Raw genomic sequence first — 14,966 nt, forward strand, 5'->3', positions numbered from 1 at the left:
TGTATTTGACTTTATGTGCTTTAAGTTATGAGTTTTTGTTAAGTAGGAGTGAGCTTATGATTGGAATGCTTGTTGGGCAAGTTGCGTCAATTGATGCTCGTTCTGCTCTTATTGTTGTTTCTGGAGTTGGCTACGAGACTTATATGCCTTCTCAAGATTTGTCTTCTTTGCATGAAGGGCAGGAAGTTCGCGTTTATACGTCGCTTCAAGTTTCGCAAGATGCTTTAACTCTTTATGGTTTTACAACTCAAGCTGCTAAACGAATGTTTTTGCAAGTGCAAAAAGTTAGTGGAATTGGTCCTAAAGTTGCTCTTTCTATGCTTTCAACTTTGAATGTTGATCGTCTTTTACAAGCTATTTCTGAGGGAGATGTAACTTCTCTTTCTTCTGCGCCTGGTTTAGGGAAAAAGGGTGCGCAGAAGATTATTTTGGAATTGAAGGGTTCTCTTGATCCTTCAATACTGGCAGATAGTTCTAATGATTCTACTCAATCTAATAAGCAGATTGTTGATTCTAGCGTGCAATGCGTCATAGAGGGTCTTATTTCATTGGGTTGGAGACAAGTTGACGCTCAAAGAGCAGTTGAGCAAGTCTGTGCAGAGAATAATATTTCAACTCCTATATCTGATGCAGATTTGCCTAATGTCTTACGAATGGCATTAGCTTCACTTGATAGAGGTAGGTAATCATGTTTGTAAAGAATCTAGTATTGGGGGAGTTGAAGTGAGTGAAAAGTATGCTTCTGCGCTAAATACTGGTGTTGCTGAAGAATCCTTACGCATGGTTTCTTCAACTCCTTTAGGAAATGAGCAACTCAGTGATGAGGAGCTTCGTCCTCACGCATTAGAAGGTTTTATTGGTCAACCAGTTTTAAAAGCGCAATTGCAACTGTTTTTAGATGCTGCTAAAAAGCGTGATGTTGCGCCTGACCATATGTTATTGGCAGGCCCTCCTGGATTGGGAAAAACTACATTAGCAATGATTGTTGCTAATGAATTGCAAGTTCCTATTCGAATTACTTCAGGTCCTGCTATCCAGCATGCTGGAGATTTAGCTTCTATACTAAGCGCGCTTGATGCAGGTGAAGTGTTGTTTATTGACGAAATTCATCGTTTGCCTCGTGCTGCAGAAGAGTTGCTTTATATTGCTATGGAAGATTTTCGCGTTGACGTTATGGTGGGTAAAGGTCCTGGCGCCTCATCAATACCGTTAACTCTTCCTCGTTTTACCGTAGTGGGAGCTACCACTAGGGAAGGAATGTTGCCTTCTCCATTGCGTGCTCGTTTTGGTTTTACTGCTCATCTTGATTTTTATCCTCACGAAGAGCTTGAAAAACTTATTGAACGATCTGCTAAAGTCTTAGGGATTCGTCTTGTTGATCAAGCTGCTAAAGAGCTATCATTGCGCTCTCGTGGCACTCCTCGTATAGCGAATCGTTTGTTGAGGCGTGTCAGAGATTGGGCTATTGTGCATGATTTGTCAGAAGTAAATCATGAAGCTGTTGTTGAAGCGTTAGCTTTATACCAGATTGATACGCAAGGTCTTGATCGACTTGATATTGCAGTTTTGAAGGCTATGGTTTGTCAGTTTAACGGTGGACCGGTTGGTCTTAATAATTTAGCTGCAATGGTTGGTGAAGAAGCTGAAACTGTTGAAACAGTATGTGAACCATATTTAGTGCGTGAAGGATTCTTAATTCGCACTCCTAAAGGTCGTGTTGCAACTAGTAAAGCTTGGAAACATTTGGGCTTTAAAGAGCCTAGTAATGTCAGTGAGCTAGCTTAAAATAATTGACTTGGACGGCATTTCGACCGTCTTAGGGTTGGATACTTAAGGAGTTTACTTTGCCTCAATTTTTCCAGCAGTATGGCATGCTTATTATTCTCGTTGTAGCAATGGTTTGCATGATGATGTTCCAGACTCGCAATGCTAAGAAGCGTCAAGCTGAAATGCGTTCCTTCCATGAATCTTTGGAGCCAGGCACTGAAATTATTACAATTGGCGGCATTATCGGCAAGATTGTAAGCGTAGATACGCAGTATGAAGAGATTGTTATCGATTCAGAAGGTAGCTTGATGCGAGTATCTTTCCGCGCTGTAAACAGATTGTATGTGCGTCCAGCGTTTATTAGCGATGAAGAGGCAGAAGCTGCACAAGCAGAAGAAGCTAAGCAGGATGATGCAAATAAGTCTGTAAACGAAGATAACAAGCCAGTATCAGAATCTGCAGAATCTGAAAAGTAATAACTTTTATTTCATAAATTTATAATTTAATACTTAAGTCGTGATGTGTGAGTCAGCGCATGTCTCACACATCATGCGAATATGTGACATTCTTTCCATATTCCAATAACAAGTCTTGTGAAGAAAAGAACGTTAGAATTATGACAGCAACGGATATTACAGTGAAAACGTTGAAAACAGTAAGTAACGATGACGCCGCTTATCTTGCTTCTTTGATTCGTACCGTTCCAGGATTCCCAAATCCTAGTATTATATTTCGTGATTTTCTTCCTATATTTTCAAATGCTCGCTCTTCGCGAATTCTTATTGATTCTTTGATTGATGCATTGCCTGTACCGGCTGATTCAATTGATTTGATTGCTGGGCTTGAAGCTCGAGGTTTTCTTTTTGGACCATTGTTGGCATCTCGGTTAGGCAAAGGTTTTCTTGCTATTCGTAAAGCTGGTAAGCTACCTCCTCCAGTTATTACTGAGTCGTACATGCTTGAGTATGGTCAGGCAAGTATTGAAATTGAAAACGACGCTATTAAGCCAGGTCAACGTGTGCTTATTGTTGACGATCTTATTGCAACTGGAGGCACTGCAAAAGCTGCTGCAAATATTGTCAAGCGCGCTCAAGGAATAGTTGCAGGTTTTAGTTTTGTTATTGAACTTACAGGTATTAGTGGAATGAGTGAGTTATGCGATTATCCTTGCAGTAGTTTAATTACTATGCCAGCTTAAAAGTTTATTATTATCGCTTATTATTAAAGTAATATCCTATTTAAAGCAATATATTGGTTTTGCACCTAAAAGAATTGAAAGGAAAAGGCATGGTTGAGAAACTTAAGTCATTCTTAATAAACATGTCTAAAGGTGTAATAACTCCTATTATTGTTATTTTTATTTTTTCTCTTACAATAGGTCTTTTCCTATCTCTCACACTTCTTGTGGTTTCTATCGAAGAGGGAGCAGGCAATCTTTCTGAATCTGCAATGTCTATGACTTGGGCTGTGTTTATGTTTGCTCAAGGCGTAGGTCTTACTTTTGGCAATTGCATTCTTACGATTATTCCTTTAGGTCTTACTTTTCTACTTATTGCAACACTTGTATGTTTAATTCGCCGTATTCGAGGTGGAGATATAGCATATTTTACTGGGCTTGTAGTCTGGGCTGTTATTAATGCGATACTTTCTCAAAATACGCATGTTACTTTACTGGATTCTACTTTTATTGTTGCTTGTAAATCTTCTTGTATTTATTTAATTTCTTTGCTTATAGCGGTTTTTCCAAGCAGCTCATTGTTTATGTCGTTAAAGCAGCGCTACAAGCAAATGTGCCCTGAGTATATTCAAAAAAATATTCGTATTACTAAGCGTACAGCAGTAATTTTATTTGGTTTATACGCTTTCGTTGCGTTAATAACTGTTGTAGTTTGGGCTTGCATAAATTTTGGCTATGTTAATTCATATTTCAATAAATTAGGCATGCAAAATGGTTCTCGTATTCTTACAACTATTGCTTGCTTAGTTTGGCTGCCGAATATTGCTATTTGGGCATTATCTTGGATTTGTGGATCTGGATTTAATATTGGATCTGTTGCACAATTTACTTTAACAGTTTCTCAGCGTAAATCTTTGCCCCCTATTCCGGTTTTTGGAATATTTCCTGATGCTGTTGTTGATGTTATGCATCGCACTGTTTTTTACTCCATAGTTCCAATTTTCTGCTTTATTGTAATGCTTATAACTTTATTGCATAAAAGCGGCTGTGGCTTGCGTTTAAAAAATATTATTGACAAAACCGAGCGTGAGTCTTTTATGTTGAATGCTGTAGAAGCTGCAACTGATAGTGTAGGTGTATCCGCTTTAATTACAATTATGTGGACTGTTGTTTTCTCAATAGCAAATGGTTCATTGGGTGAATGTCGACTTTCTTATATTGGAGTTGACATTATTGAAAGTACTAGGGCTGTTGGTCATCTTACTCTATACGCTTCTGCTGTAGCATGGGTTATTTCGATTTTTAGTATCCTACTTATTTGTGGCGCGCGATATTGCTTTAATCTTATTGCTGCTAGTAAGTCGAATAAACCTGTAAAATCTGCAGAATTAATCGAAAATAAGACTAGTAATAAAAAGAATCAACCTTTGCCTTTGAAAAAAGCTGCTCCTAGGACGGTTTCATCGAAGGCTAAAAGAAAATAATTCCTCACTACTATTTTGGGAAGGAAGGCCGCCGTGCAACAGACACAGAGCAAAGAATCAAACGCAAATGTGCTGATAACCACAGGTGAAAAGCAAATTCGTAGAGTTCTTGTTTCAGTTTTTCATAAAGAGGGACTTGAAATATTAGCTGAAGCATTTAGAAAGGCTGATACTGAAGTAGTTTCAACCGGCTCTACTGCTGCTAAATTGGCGGAACTTGGTGTTTGTGTTACTGAAGTTTCTGACGTTACTGGTTTCCCAGAAAGTCTTGATGGAAGAGTGAAGACTTTAGATCCGCATATTCACGCTGGAATTCTTGCAGATATGAGTAATGCTGATCATGTAAAGCAACTTGAAAAGTTAAACATAAAGCCGTTTGATGCCGTAGTAGTTAATTTGTATCCATTCGTAGACACTGTAATGAGCGGTGCTGATAGTGACGCAATTATTGAGAAAATTGATATTGGTGGACCTTCTATGATTCGTGCTGCAGCAAAGAATCATAAGTCTGTTGCTGTTATTACAGATCCTGCAGATTACCAGCTTTTAGCTAATAGAATCGTTTCAGGTGAAGGCTTTAATTTGCAAGAGCGCGAATATTTGGCTGGTAAAGCATTTGCTCATACAGCAGCTTACGATGCTTCTATATCTGAGTGGACAAGTAAAGCATGGCAGAAGCCTGAAAGTTTGAACACAAATGATGAAGAAGATAATCAAAATGCTGAAGCTGTGAAGCTTCCTGCAAACTACACGCGCACTTGGAATTTAGAGCATACGCTTCGATATGGTGAGAATCCCCATCAGCAAGCAGGATTGTATTTAGATCCTTTGCATAAGGGTGGTTTGGCTCAGGCTGAGCTTCTTGGCGGAAAACCTATGAGCTACAACAATTATGTGGATGCGGATGCTGCTTGGCGTGCAGTTTGGGATTTTGCTCCACAAATTGCGGTTGCTGTTTGCAAGCATAATAATCCTTGCGGCTTGGCAATAGGCACGACTGCAGTAGAAGCGCACGAAAAAGCTCATGCTTGCGATCCTGTAAGTGCTTACGGTGGCGTGATTGCTGCAAACACTACTGTGACTTTGGAAATGGCAGAAAGTGTGCGCCCAATTTTCACAGAGGTTATTGTGGCTCCAGACTATGAGCCTGAAGCTTTGGAATTGCTTCGCACTAAGAAAAAGAATCTTCGCATTTTGAAGGTTGCAACTCCGCCAGTCTTAGATTTGCAAGTTCATCCTATTGACGGTGGTGCTTTAGTTCAGTCTGCAGATAAGATTGATGCAGTTGGTGATAATCCTGAAAACTGGACGCTTGTTTCTGGAGATCCTGCTGATGCTGACACTTTGCGCGACTTGCAATTCGCGTGGCGTTCGCTTCGTTGTGTAAAGTCTAACGCAATTCTACTTGCGCACGACAATGCTACTGTTGGCATTGGAATGGGGCAGGTTAATCGCGTGGATTCATGCCATTTGGCTGTTGAGCGTGCGAATACTTTGGCTGATGGTGCTGAACGTGCTCGCGGAGCTGTTGCGGCTTCGGATGCTTTCTTCCCATTTGCTGACGGTCCGCAAATTTTGATTGAAGCGGGCGTTCGCGCAATCGTGCAGCCTGGTGGCTCTATTCGCGACGAAGAAGTGTTCGAAGCTGCGCGCAAAGCTGGTGTAACGATGTACACTACCGGTACTCGTCACTTCTTCCACTAAAATTGCTTTAGCTAAGATTCATAGACAAATAAATTAATCAATATTATGGATGCAGCGTTTGTGTACTTCAAGCGCTGCATCTTTGTGTTAGTGCCTAAAACAACTCATGTTTTCTTATCGCGGAGCAGGTATGATACAAGTATGACAGATAGTGAGCATCAGACTAGAAGTGCTAAAACGGAGCATCCGTACGTGTCGGAAAAACGTGAGGGTAAGCCTTATGCTGAATGGATTGTAGCAATTATTATTGCACTTTGCGCATTATTGGCATTTATAGGATATGTAAAAGCCGCCACAGTTGTTATTTCTGTGACGGCTGTACTTCTAGGAGTTATGCGCTTAATTATGCGTCAGCGTAGTCCTTGGAAAGTTCGCTCAGTTGGCTTTGATTCTTTCATAAGTATTACGCTCGGCATAGGTTTGCTTATAACATACGCTTCAATTATATTTTTGCTATAATTTTATTTTTAAAGATTGTTCGCAACGTTATTGTCAGATGCGTTTTGAACGTACTCATAGCTCATATCTGGCGCTGCAGGAGCATCTGCTTTTGTGTCTGCAAAATTTTGTATTGGTGCAGGATTTGTTTCATTTGATACAGCAAGTTTTTGTGCTGAGTTTGAAAGAAGCTTTGTTAATAGCAAAACTAGGCTAACAAGCGCTGCAGCAAAAATTGGAGCAATCCAGAATACCCACAATTGACTTAGTGGTTTAACTTCCAAATCATGAGAGTTTGCGAATAATGCGATGCCGGTAGAACGCGCAGGATTCAAACCAGCTCCTGTAATTTGATACGTAATGAAAGCGCCAGCTGCGTATGCAATACCGATGTGTGTTGCATAACCGCATTTAGTATTACCTTCATGGTCTGTGCTGCGCAATGCAGTGGCAACAATCAAAATAACAGCAATAACTTCAACTAATAACGCAGATACTATTCCGAAAGACAAGTTTATTTCTTTTAGTTGACGTGCAGAAAGAGATGCCTTTTCGAATCCGTTTACTATTGAAACAAACCAATACTTTTTGTCAAAACCTGAGCCTTGACCAACTTGTGACGGATCAATGCTTGAATCCTGCTGAGGAATAATAAGAATAAACAATCCTGCAGCTGCAATAGCACCAAGAACTTGGGCAACAATGTAGCATAATCCTGCAGTGTATGAAGTGCGTCCAGTAAGCATCGAAGCAACTGTTACTGCAGGGTTAAGGTGGCCCCCAGAAACTTTAGATGCAATATATGTCGCTGCAGCATAAGCGATACCAGTGCCGGCGGCAATCATTAAAACGTTGATTCCGTACATTACGGTAGTAAGAGAATAAAAAGTGTAAACAACGAACATCGCTAAAGCTGTAGCAATAAATTCAGTACCAATACGAACAATAAGTGGCGCAGCAGTTTTAGTTGTGCTGCACGGTGTATCTGTAGTTTTAATCATAATTTTCCTTAATTTTAGTTGTGCCGCTTTGTTAATGATTGCAACACAATGAAACCTAGGCTATACTATCACGGCTATGCCATACGGTAACATAGGAAGACGTGGTGTTTTTGATTTATTGCAAATTTAATAAATTACCACATAAATTAGTAAATTAATGAGTAATGAATTGCTTATATTGCGTATTCTTAAGTAAATTCTGGCGCAAATATGTATGTAATTCTTTAGGTCACGTTGGGAGAACGATGCCAAACGCATATTCCCGCGCCAATCAGGCGCATTCAGATGACAACAACGCCATTCGACTGCAGAAGCTGCTTGCTGAAGCGGGATTTGGTTCAAGACGCAAGTGTGAAGAGATTATTCTTGACGGGCGTGTTGAAGTAGACGACGAATTGGTTACAACACTTGGTACTCGAGTAGATCCAAAACGTCAAAAAGTGCGCGTTGATGGATCTCGCGTAAAGTTCAACACAAAGCTAGTAACGCTCGCATTGCATAAGCCTAAGCGAGTTCTTAGCGCAATGGACGATCCAAAAGGTCGCTTTACTTTAAGAGATATTGTTGGAGACAAGTACGAGCGAATTTTCCACATGGGACGCTTGGATTACGATTCTGAAGGTCTTATTTTAATGACCAACGATGGCGAGCTAAGCCAGCACGTAATGCACCCAAAGTATGAGGTTGAGAAAACTTATATTGCAACTGTTGAAGGCAAAATCAACGGTATGGTTTGCCGCCGCTTGGTTTCACAAGGTGTAAATCTTGAAGATGGTTGGATTAAGCTCGACCGTTGCGCAATAATCGATCAGAATCACGACACAACCATGGTAAAAGTTGTGTTGCATTCTGGCAGAAATCGTATTGTTCGCAGGATTTTTGGAGCCGTAGGATACCCTGTAAAGCGTCTTGTTCGTACGCAAATTGGCCCTATTAAATTGGGTGACTTAAAAGCTGGATCGTATCGCGTGCTTTCTCAAACAGAAGTGCGCTCGCTTTCTAAGGAGGTTGGCCTGTGATTTGTGTAGCAATTGATGGACCAGCAGGAGTAGGTAAGTCTTCTACTTCTCGTGCTTTAGCGCAATACTATGGTTTTGCGTATTTAGATACGGGTGCAATGTATAGAGCTGCTGCTTGGTGGTGCTTGAAACAAGGTATTGATTTAAGCACGCAACTTGAATTGGATGAAGAAGGAAATCCTGTAAATCCAGCGGATGCTGAACGTTTTAATCAAATTATTGAAGCTGTTGGAGCCTTATTTACTGAAAGTGACGCTGACTTTAGTGTTGATCCTAAGAATCCTGTAGTGACTGTTGAAGGTGAGGATATTAGCGAAGAATTGCGTTCCAGCGAAGTTTCTTCGCATGTGTCTACTGTATCTTCGATTCCTGCAGTTCGCCGTATGCTTATTGCTGCTCAGCGTGCGTATATTGCTTCAGAGTCAGATGAAGATTCTTTCTCTAAAGGTGAGGGAATAGTTGCAGAAGGACGCGATATTACTACTGTTGTTGCTCCTAATGCTCAAGTTCGAGTGCTTCTTACTGCACGCGAAGAAGTGCGTCAAGCTCGCAGAAACAAGCAGAATATTGCGCAAGAAAATTTGCAAAATAATGAATCTAAAAATAATGAATCTGAAGAAGACGATATTCGCGCTCGTGACGCTAAAGATGCTAAAGTTACGCATTTTCTTCAAGCGGCAGACGGTGTTACAACGCTCGATAATTCTGATTTGACTTTTGAGCAGACTCTCGATGCTCTTGTTGAAATGGTTGACGCTGCAATTGAGCAGGATGAGTATGACCGTTATGCGGCTAATCTTGAAGGCTACGATCTTGACGATGAAGATCGTGCGCTTCTTCGAGGCGACGAAGTAAGTCAAGACGATGCAAAAGACTCTAAAGCTGTTGGAGTAATCGCCATTATAGGTCGACCAAACGTTGGAAAATCAACGCTTGTAAATCGTATTTTGGGTCATCGTGTAGCTGTTGTAGAAGATACTCCAGGTGTTACGAGAGATCGCGTAAGCTACGACGCTGAGTGGGCTGGGACCAACTTCAAGCTTGTTGACACTGGCGGCTGGGAAGCAGATGTTGAAGGTATTGATTCTTCTATTGCTCAACAAGCGCAAGTAGCAGTGCGTTTAAGCGATGCTGTGATTTTCCTAGTAGATGGTCAAGTTGGTTTAACAGCTACAGACGAGCGTATTGTTTCAATGCTTCGCGCTGCAGGTAAGCCTATTACTCTGGCAGTTAACAAAGTTGACGACGCTAGAAGCGAGTATTTGACTGCAGAGTTTTGGAAGCTCGGAATGGGTGAGCCTTACGGAATTTCTGCAATGCACGGCAGAGGCGTTGGAGATTTGCTTGATGCAGCGCTCAATTCTTTGAAGAAAGCGAATAAAGCTTCAGGATTCTTAACTCCAGAAGGACTTCGCAGAGTTGCTTTAGTAGGTCGTCCAAACGTTGGTAAGTCTTCGCTTTTGAATCATTTAGCTCATGAAGAGCGATCTGTTGTAAACGATTTGGCTGGAACTACTCGTGACCCTGTTGATGAGGTTGTGCGAGTTGACGGCGAGGATTGGCTGTTTATTGACACTGCTGGTATTAAGCGCAGGCAGCACAAGCTTACGGGTGCTGAATACTATTCTTCACTTCGTACGCAAGCTGCGATTGAACGCTCGGAACTTGCTTTGATTCTTTTCGATTCTTCCCAGCCGATTGCAGAGCAGGATTTGAAAGTTATGAGCCAGGCTGTAGACGCTGGTCGCGCAATCGTACTTGTGTTTAACAAATGGGACTTGATGGACGAATTTTCCAGACAGCGCATGGAACGCTTATGGAAAACTGAGTTTGAGCGCGTAACTTGGGCTGAGCGTGTAAATCTTTCCGCAAAAACAGGATGGCATACGAATCGTCTTGCGCGCGCTATGCGAACAGCTTTAGACAGCTGGGATAAGCGCATTCCTACAGGCAAGCTCAACGCTTTCTTAGGTCGTATTCAGTCTGCTCATCCGCATCCTTTGCGAGGCGGAAAACAAGCGAGAATCTTGTTTGCTACGCAAGCTTCTACGCGCCCACCGCGTTTTGTAATATTCACAACTGGCTTCTTAGAGCACGGATACCGTCGCTTTATTGAGCGTTCTCTTCGAGAAGAGTTTGGATTCGAGGGAACTCCTATTCAAATCTCTGTAAAAGTACGAGATAAGAAGAAGCGCAAGTAAAGCGCAAATAAAGCGTGATTAAGTCAAAGTAAGTTAGGGTTAAGTAAAGTAGGAGCGTATATGGCTGGTTTGGGCGAGTTAGCTTTCGATTTGCATCATGCTAGCGAAGATGAGATTTTTCAAGCATTTGTTGATTGGGTTAAAGATAACAAACATGTAGATTTGTGGCCGCATCAAGAAGAATCCGTTATGGATTTGCTTGCAGGAGACCACGTCATTTTAAACACTCCAACAGGTTCTGGAAAGTCGCTTGTCGCGCTCGGTATGCATTTCGCGGCGCTCGCCACCGGCAGACGCTCCTACTATACTGCGCCAATTAAAGCTCTTGTATCCGAAAAATTCTTCGATTTAGTAGCTATTTTTGGGCGTGACAACGTTGGTATGATTACAGGCGACTCGCATATTAATGCGGATGCTCCAATAATCTGCTGCACGGCGGAAATCTTAGCAAATCAAGCTCTGCGTGAAGGCGCAAACGCTGAAGTCGATTGCGTCGCAATGGACGAATTCCACTACTATGGTGATCCAGAGCGCGGATGGGCTTGGCAAGTTCCGCTACTTACACTTCCAAATACGCAATTCTTACTTATGAGCGCAACTCTTGGAGACGTAACGGATATTGCGGAACGCTTAGAAAAATCAACAAAAAGAAACGTCAATATTATTGCAGACGCTCCAAGACCAATCCCGCTCGAATACGAGTACACAGATAAGCCGCTTGCAACAACTGTAGAACTCTTATTTAACAAGGGTTTAACGCCAATTTACGTAGTTCATTTTTCGCAAGACGCAGCTCTTGAAACAGCGCAAGCGCTCGCAAGTACTGGAGTTTCAAGCAAAGAGCAGCGAGACAAAATTGCTCAAGCCATTAAAGGTACTAAATTTACTACAGGTTTCGGCAAAATTTTGCAAAGGTTACTGCGCACTGGTGTAGGCGTACATCATGCTGGTATGCTTCCGCGTTACCGTAGGCTTGTCGAACAGCTAGCTCAGCAAGGATTGCTGCCGGTTATTTGCGGTACAGACACTCTTGGAGTTGGCATTAACGTGCCAATTCACTCTGTTGTGCTTACAGCTCTTACAAAATTTGATGGGAATCGTAGTAGAAAGCTTCGCGCTCGCGAGTTTCACCAAATTGCAGGACGTGCAGGCAGAATGGGATTCGATACTGAGGGCTTAGTAGTTGCAGAGGCTCCAGAGTTCGAGATTGAGAATGCGCGCGCTGTTGCAAAAGCTGGAAATGATCCTAAAAAGCTTAAAAAAGTTAAGCGTAAGAAAGCTCCAGAAGGCTTTGTTGTTTGGGGCGAGCCAACGTTTACTAAGCTTATTGAAAGCGCTCCCGAAACTTTGAATCCTCACATGGTTGTAACGCATTCAATGATTTTGAACGAAGTTACGCAAGGTGGGGATGCTAGAGCGCGCGTTGAAAAACTTATTGAAGATAGTGCACAAAGGCCACAAGATAAAGAAAAATTACTTGAGCGTTGCGACGATATTTTCCAAACTTTGCTCGATACTCAAGTTATTGAATGCAGAGAGCGCGTTGACGGTTCTTGTGATTATGATCTTGATGTTGCTATGCCAGACGGTTTTGCGCTAGATCAGCCGCTTTCTCCATTCTTACTCGCAGCTTTGGAACTTCTAGACCCAGAATCTCCAAGCTATGCGCTTGACGTAATTTCCATGGTTGAAGCAACTCTGGATGATCCTAAGCCTGTTCTTCGTGCTCAAGAGCGCAAAGCACGCGATGCTGCAATGGCTGGTATGAAGGACGATGGCATTGACTATGAGGAGCGCATGGAACGCTTAGCTGAAGTTAGCTATCCTAAGCCTCTTGAAGACTTACTAGCTCCTGCTTTTGCGCAATATCGCAAGGATGTGCCGTGGGCGAACGACTACTGGATTAAGCCTAAATCTGTGCTTCGAGACATGGTTGAAACAGCATCTGATTTTACTGGATACATTTCTCGTTATGGCATTGCTAGAAGTGAGGGAACGCTTCTTCGTTACCTTTCGGACGCTTACCGTTCTCTTGCGCGCACTGTGCCTGAAGATATGCTTAACGAAGAATTGCGTGATATTATTTCGTGGCTTCGTCTTGTTGTGCGCTCTATTGATTCAAGTCTTGTTGACGAGTGGGAGAGTGCTGGAGGATCGGATGCTGAAGCTAGCGCTGTAACTACGGCTGCGCCTTCAACTTCTGAGTCTGTAGTTGAGGATCGTCGTGGACTTATTGTGTTGATTAGAAACGCAATGTTTCGTCGCGTGCAGCTTATGGATTTGGAAGATGCGGATACTTTAGGAGAGCTTGACAAAGCTTGGGGTTATGGCGTTCACGAGTGGAATGATGTGCTTGACGACTATTACGATGAGCACGAGTATGTTGGAATAGATGCTAAGGCTCGAAGTGGCGACTTGTTTATTTTGGATGATTCGCTTGAGAAAAGTGAACATTCGTGGAAAGTTCGGCAGATTATTGACGATTCAGACGGGGATCATAATTGGGCTATTACTGGCGTTGTCGATTTAGATACAACTCAAGATGAAGGCGAAGTTGTGTTCTTCGATTACCAAGTTTCGCACGTGTGATTTTTAAAAATGTGTTAACAGAATACGAAATGCAAGACGCAAAATGCAATCGAACGTTTGTTCTATATGTAGTGTAAGCTGGTATTTATGGAGCAGGATTTATTTGCAGCAAGTAGCGCGCCGAGTGATGTAACTCGTCCGTTGGCAGTGCGTATGCGCCCGAGCAGTATTGAAGACGTGCTAGGGCAGTTGCATGCTCTAAAAGAAGGTTCTCCTTTGCGTAGGCTTGCAAATCCGCAATCTAAAGGTTCTCTTACTGCTCCAAGTTCTGTTGTGTTGTTTGGTCCTCCGGGAGTTGGCAAAACTACGCTCGCTTATATTGTTGCTCGTCAGTCTGGTCGCGTGTTTGAAGAACTTTCTGCTGTAACTTCTGGAGTTAAAGACGTTCGAGCTGTGTTAGATCGCGCGCATGAGCGTTTAGTTAGTAATGGTCAAGAAACAGTTTTATTTATTGACGAAGTTCACCGTTTTTCTAAATCTCAGCAGGATGCTTTGCTTCCAAGCGTTGAAAATCGCGACGTAACTTTTATTGGAGCTACTACCGAAAACCCAAGCTTTTCAATTATTAAGCCGCTACTTAGTAGATCAGTAGTTGTTAAACTTGAGTCACTTAGCGTTGAAGATTTGCATACTCTTATAGAACGTGCGCTAACTAGCGAAAATGGTCTTAATAATCAGCTTAAAATCGACGATGACGCAATAGATTCTATTATTCGCTTAAGCGGGGGAGACGCTCGCAAAACTCTCACTATTTTAGAGGCGGCTGCAGGAGCAGTAACAGGAGATGTTGCGTTACAGCATGGCAAAAAGAAGCCTGTAATTACTGCTGATATTGTTTCTAACGTAATGGATACTACTACAGTTCGTTACGACAAAGACGGCGACGATCATTACGATGTGATTTCTGCTTTTATTAAGTCGATGCGCGGAAGTGATGTTGACGCTTCTTTGCATTATTTAGCGCGAATGCTTAGAGCTGGGGAAGATCCGCGTTTTATTGCAAGGCGAATTATGATTGCTGCTGCAGAAGAAGTTGGTATGGCAGCTCCACAAATTTTGCAAGTAACTGTTGCAGCAGCTCAAGCAGTTGCTTTAATAGGCATGCCGGAAGCGCGCATTATTCTTTCTGAAGCTGTGATTGCTGTAGCAACCGCTCCTAAATCAAACGCAAGCTACAATGCTATTAATCAGGCTTTGCAAGACGTTGATGCTGGAAATATTGGTCAAGTGCCTCTTCATTTGCGCAACGCTCCAACTGCTTTGATGAAAAGTTGGGGAAACCATGACGGGTACAAGTATGCTCACGATTATCCGGGTGCTGTAGCATCCCAACAGTACATGCCAGATGAGCTAGTTGGTCGCGAATACTATCAGCCGTCGAATCGCGGCTACGAGCACGAGATTTCGCAACGTTTATCTCAAATCCGTGCCATTCTTCATGAATCTAACAAATAAATAAGTGCTGTGTTTGTTATTGCATCTTTGTGTTTATCAGACAGTGTAACTAGAATCGTGTGTAGATATTTCACTTAAGAGGGATTTGCTGTGTTAAAAACTCGGTAAGTGCGAGCACAGTTAAGAGAGGG

12 protein-coding genes are annotated in these 14,966 nt (G+C 42.2%); 11 read left to right on the forward strand and 1 reads right to left on the reverse strand.

All coding sequences use genetic code 11. The annotated features are described in order from the left end of the window. Positions 1–56 precede the first annotated feature (56 nt). The 7 genes from ruvA (at position 57) to HXT43_RS02345 (ending at position 6,591) form a co-directional block, all read left to right on the forward strand. Complete coding sequence (ruvA, locus tag HXT43_RS02315; RefSeq protein WP_004106548.1) at positions 57–686, forward strand: Holliday junction branch migration protein RuvA; 630 nt, start codon at positions 57–59, stop codon at positions 684–686. 94 nt (positions 687–780) lie between these two features. Next, the gene (gene ruvB, locus HXT43_RS02320) at positions 781–1,785 is read left to right on the forward strand and encodes a Holliday junction branch migration DNA helicase RuvB (protein ID WP_217428681.1); all 1,005 of its coding nucleotides are present in this window, start codon (positions 781–783) and stop codon (positions 1,783–1,785) included. Between the two features lie 59 nt (positions 1,786–1,844). Further along, positions 1,845–2,243, forward strand: a complete 399-nt coding sequence (gene yajC / locus HXT43_RS02325) for a preprotein translocase subunit YajC (protein ID WP_004574313.1) — start codon at positions 1,845–1,847, stop codon at positions 2,241–2,243. Positions 2,244–2,383: 140 nt separating this feature from the next. Next, complete coding sequence (locus HXT43_RS02330; RefSeq protein WP_004574311.1) at positions 2,384–2,965, forward strand: adenine phosphoribosyltransferase; 582 nt, start codon at positions 2,384–2,386, stop codon at positions 2,963–2,965. Positions 2,966–3,054: 89 nt separating this feature from the next. Then, a complete protein-coding gene (locus HXT43_RS02335; RefSeq protein ID WP_117008755.1) occupies positions 3,055–4,428 on the forward strand; it encodes a DUF6350 family protein in 1,374 nt (457 codons plus the stop codon). Between the two features lie 33 nt (positions 4,429–4,461). Next, positions 4,462–6,132: a bifunctional phosphoribosylaminoimidazolecarboxamide formyltransferase/IMP cyclohydrolase gene (gene purH, locus HXT43_RS02340; protein ID WP_174191565.1), complete on the forward strand. Its 1,671-nt coding sequence runs from the start codon at positions 4,462–4,464 to the stop codon at positions 6,130–6,132. Between the two features lie 141 nt (positions 6,133–6,273). Then, positions 6,274–6,591, forward strand: coding sequence for a hypothetical protein (locus HXT43_RS02345; RefSeq protein WP_004574306.1), 318 nt, complete (start codon positions 6,274–6,276; stop codon positions 6,589–6,591). 8 nt (positions 6,592–6,599) lie between these two features. Here the strand turns inward: HXT43_RS02345 and HXT43_RS02350 are convergent, their stop codons facing one another. Then, complete coding sequence (locus tag HXT43_RS02350) at positions 6,600–7,571, reverse strand: MIP/aquaporin family protein (RefSeq protein ID WP_117008758.1); 972 nt, start codon at positions 7,569–7,571, stop codon at positions 6,600–6,602. A gap of 245 nt (positions 7,572–7,816) precedes the next feature. Between HXT43_RS02350 and HXT43_RS02355 the strand changes: the two genes are divergently transcribed. From HXT43_RS02355 to HXT43_RS02370, 4 genes are all read left to right on the forward strand, one after another. Continuing rightward, positions 7,817–8,590: a pseudouridine synthase gene (locus HXT43_RS02355; RefSeq protein WP_101886054.1), complete on the forward strand. Its 774-nt coding sequence runs from the start codon at positions 7,817–7,819 to the stop codon at positions 8,588–8,590. After that, on the forward strand, positions 8,587–10,791 hold the full coding sequence (gene der, locus HXT43_RS02360; protein ID WP_421781066.1) for a bifunctional cytidylate kinase/GTPase Der: 2,205 nt from the start codon (positions 8,587–8,589) through the stop codon (positions 10,789–10,791). Before HXT43_RS02355 ends, der begins: the two co-directional genes overlap by 4 nt. Before the next feature lie 60 nt (positions 10,792–10,851). Further along, a complete protein-coding gene (locus HXT43_RS02365; protein WP_174143341.1) occupies positions 10,852–13,380 on the forward strand; it encodes a DUF3516 domain-containing protein in 2,529 nt (842 codons plus the stop codon). 87 nt (positions 13,381–13,467) lie between these two features. Next, positions 13,468–14,835, forward strand: coding sequence for a replication-associated recombination protein A (locus tag HXT43_RS02370; RefSeq protein WP_004574299.1), 1,368 nt, complete (start codon positions 13,468–13,470; stop codon positions 14,833–14,835). The last annotated feature ends 131 nt before the right edge of the window (positions 14,836–14,966 follow it).

It is taken from the genome of Gardnerella sp. DNF01195, assembly GCF_049244175.1.
GTDB lineage: Bacteria > Actinomycetota > Actinomycetes > Actinomycetales > Bifidobacteriaceae > Bifidobacterium > Bifidobacterium leopoldii.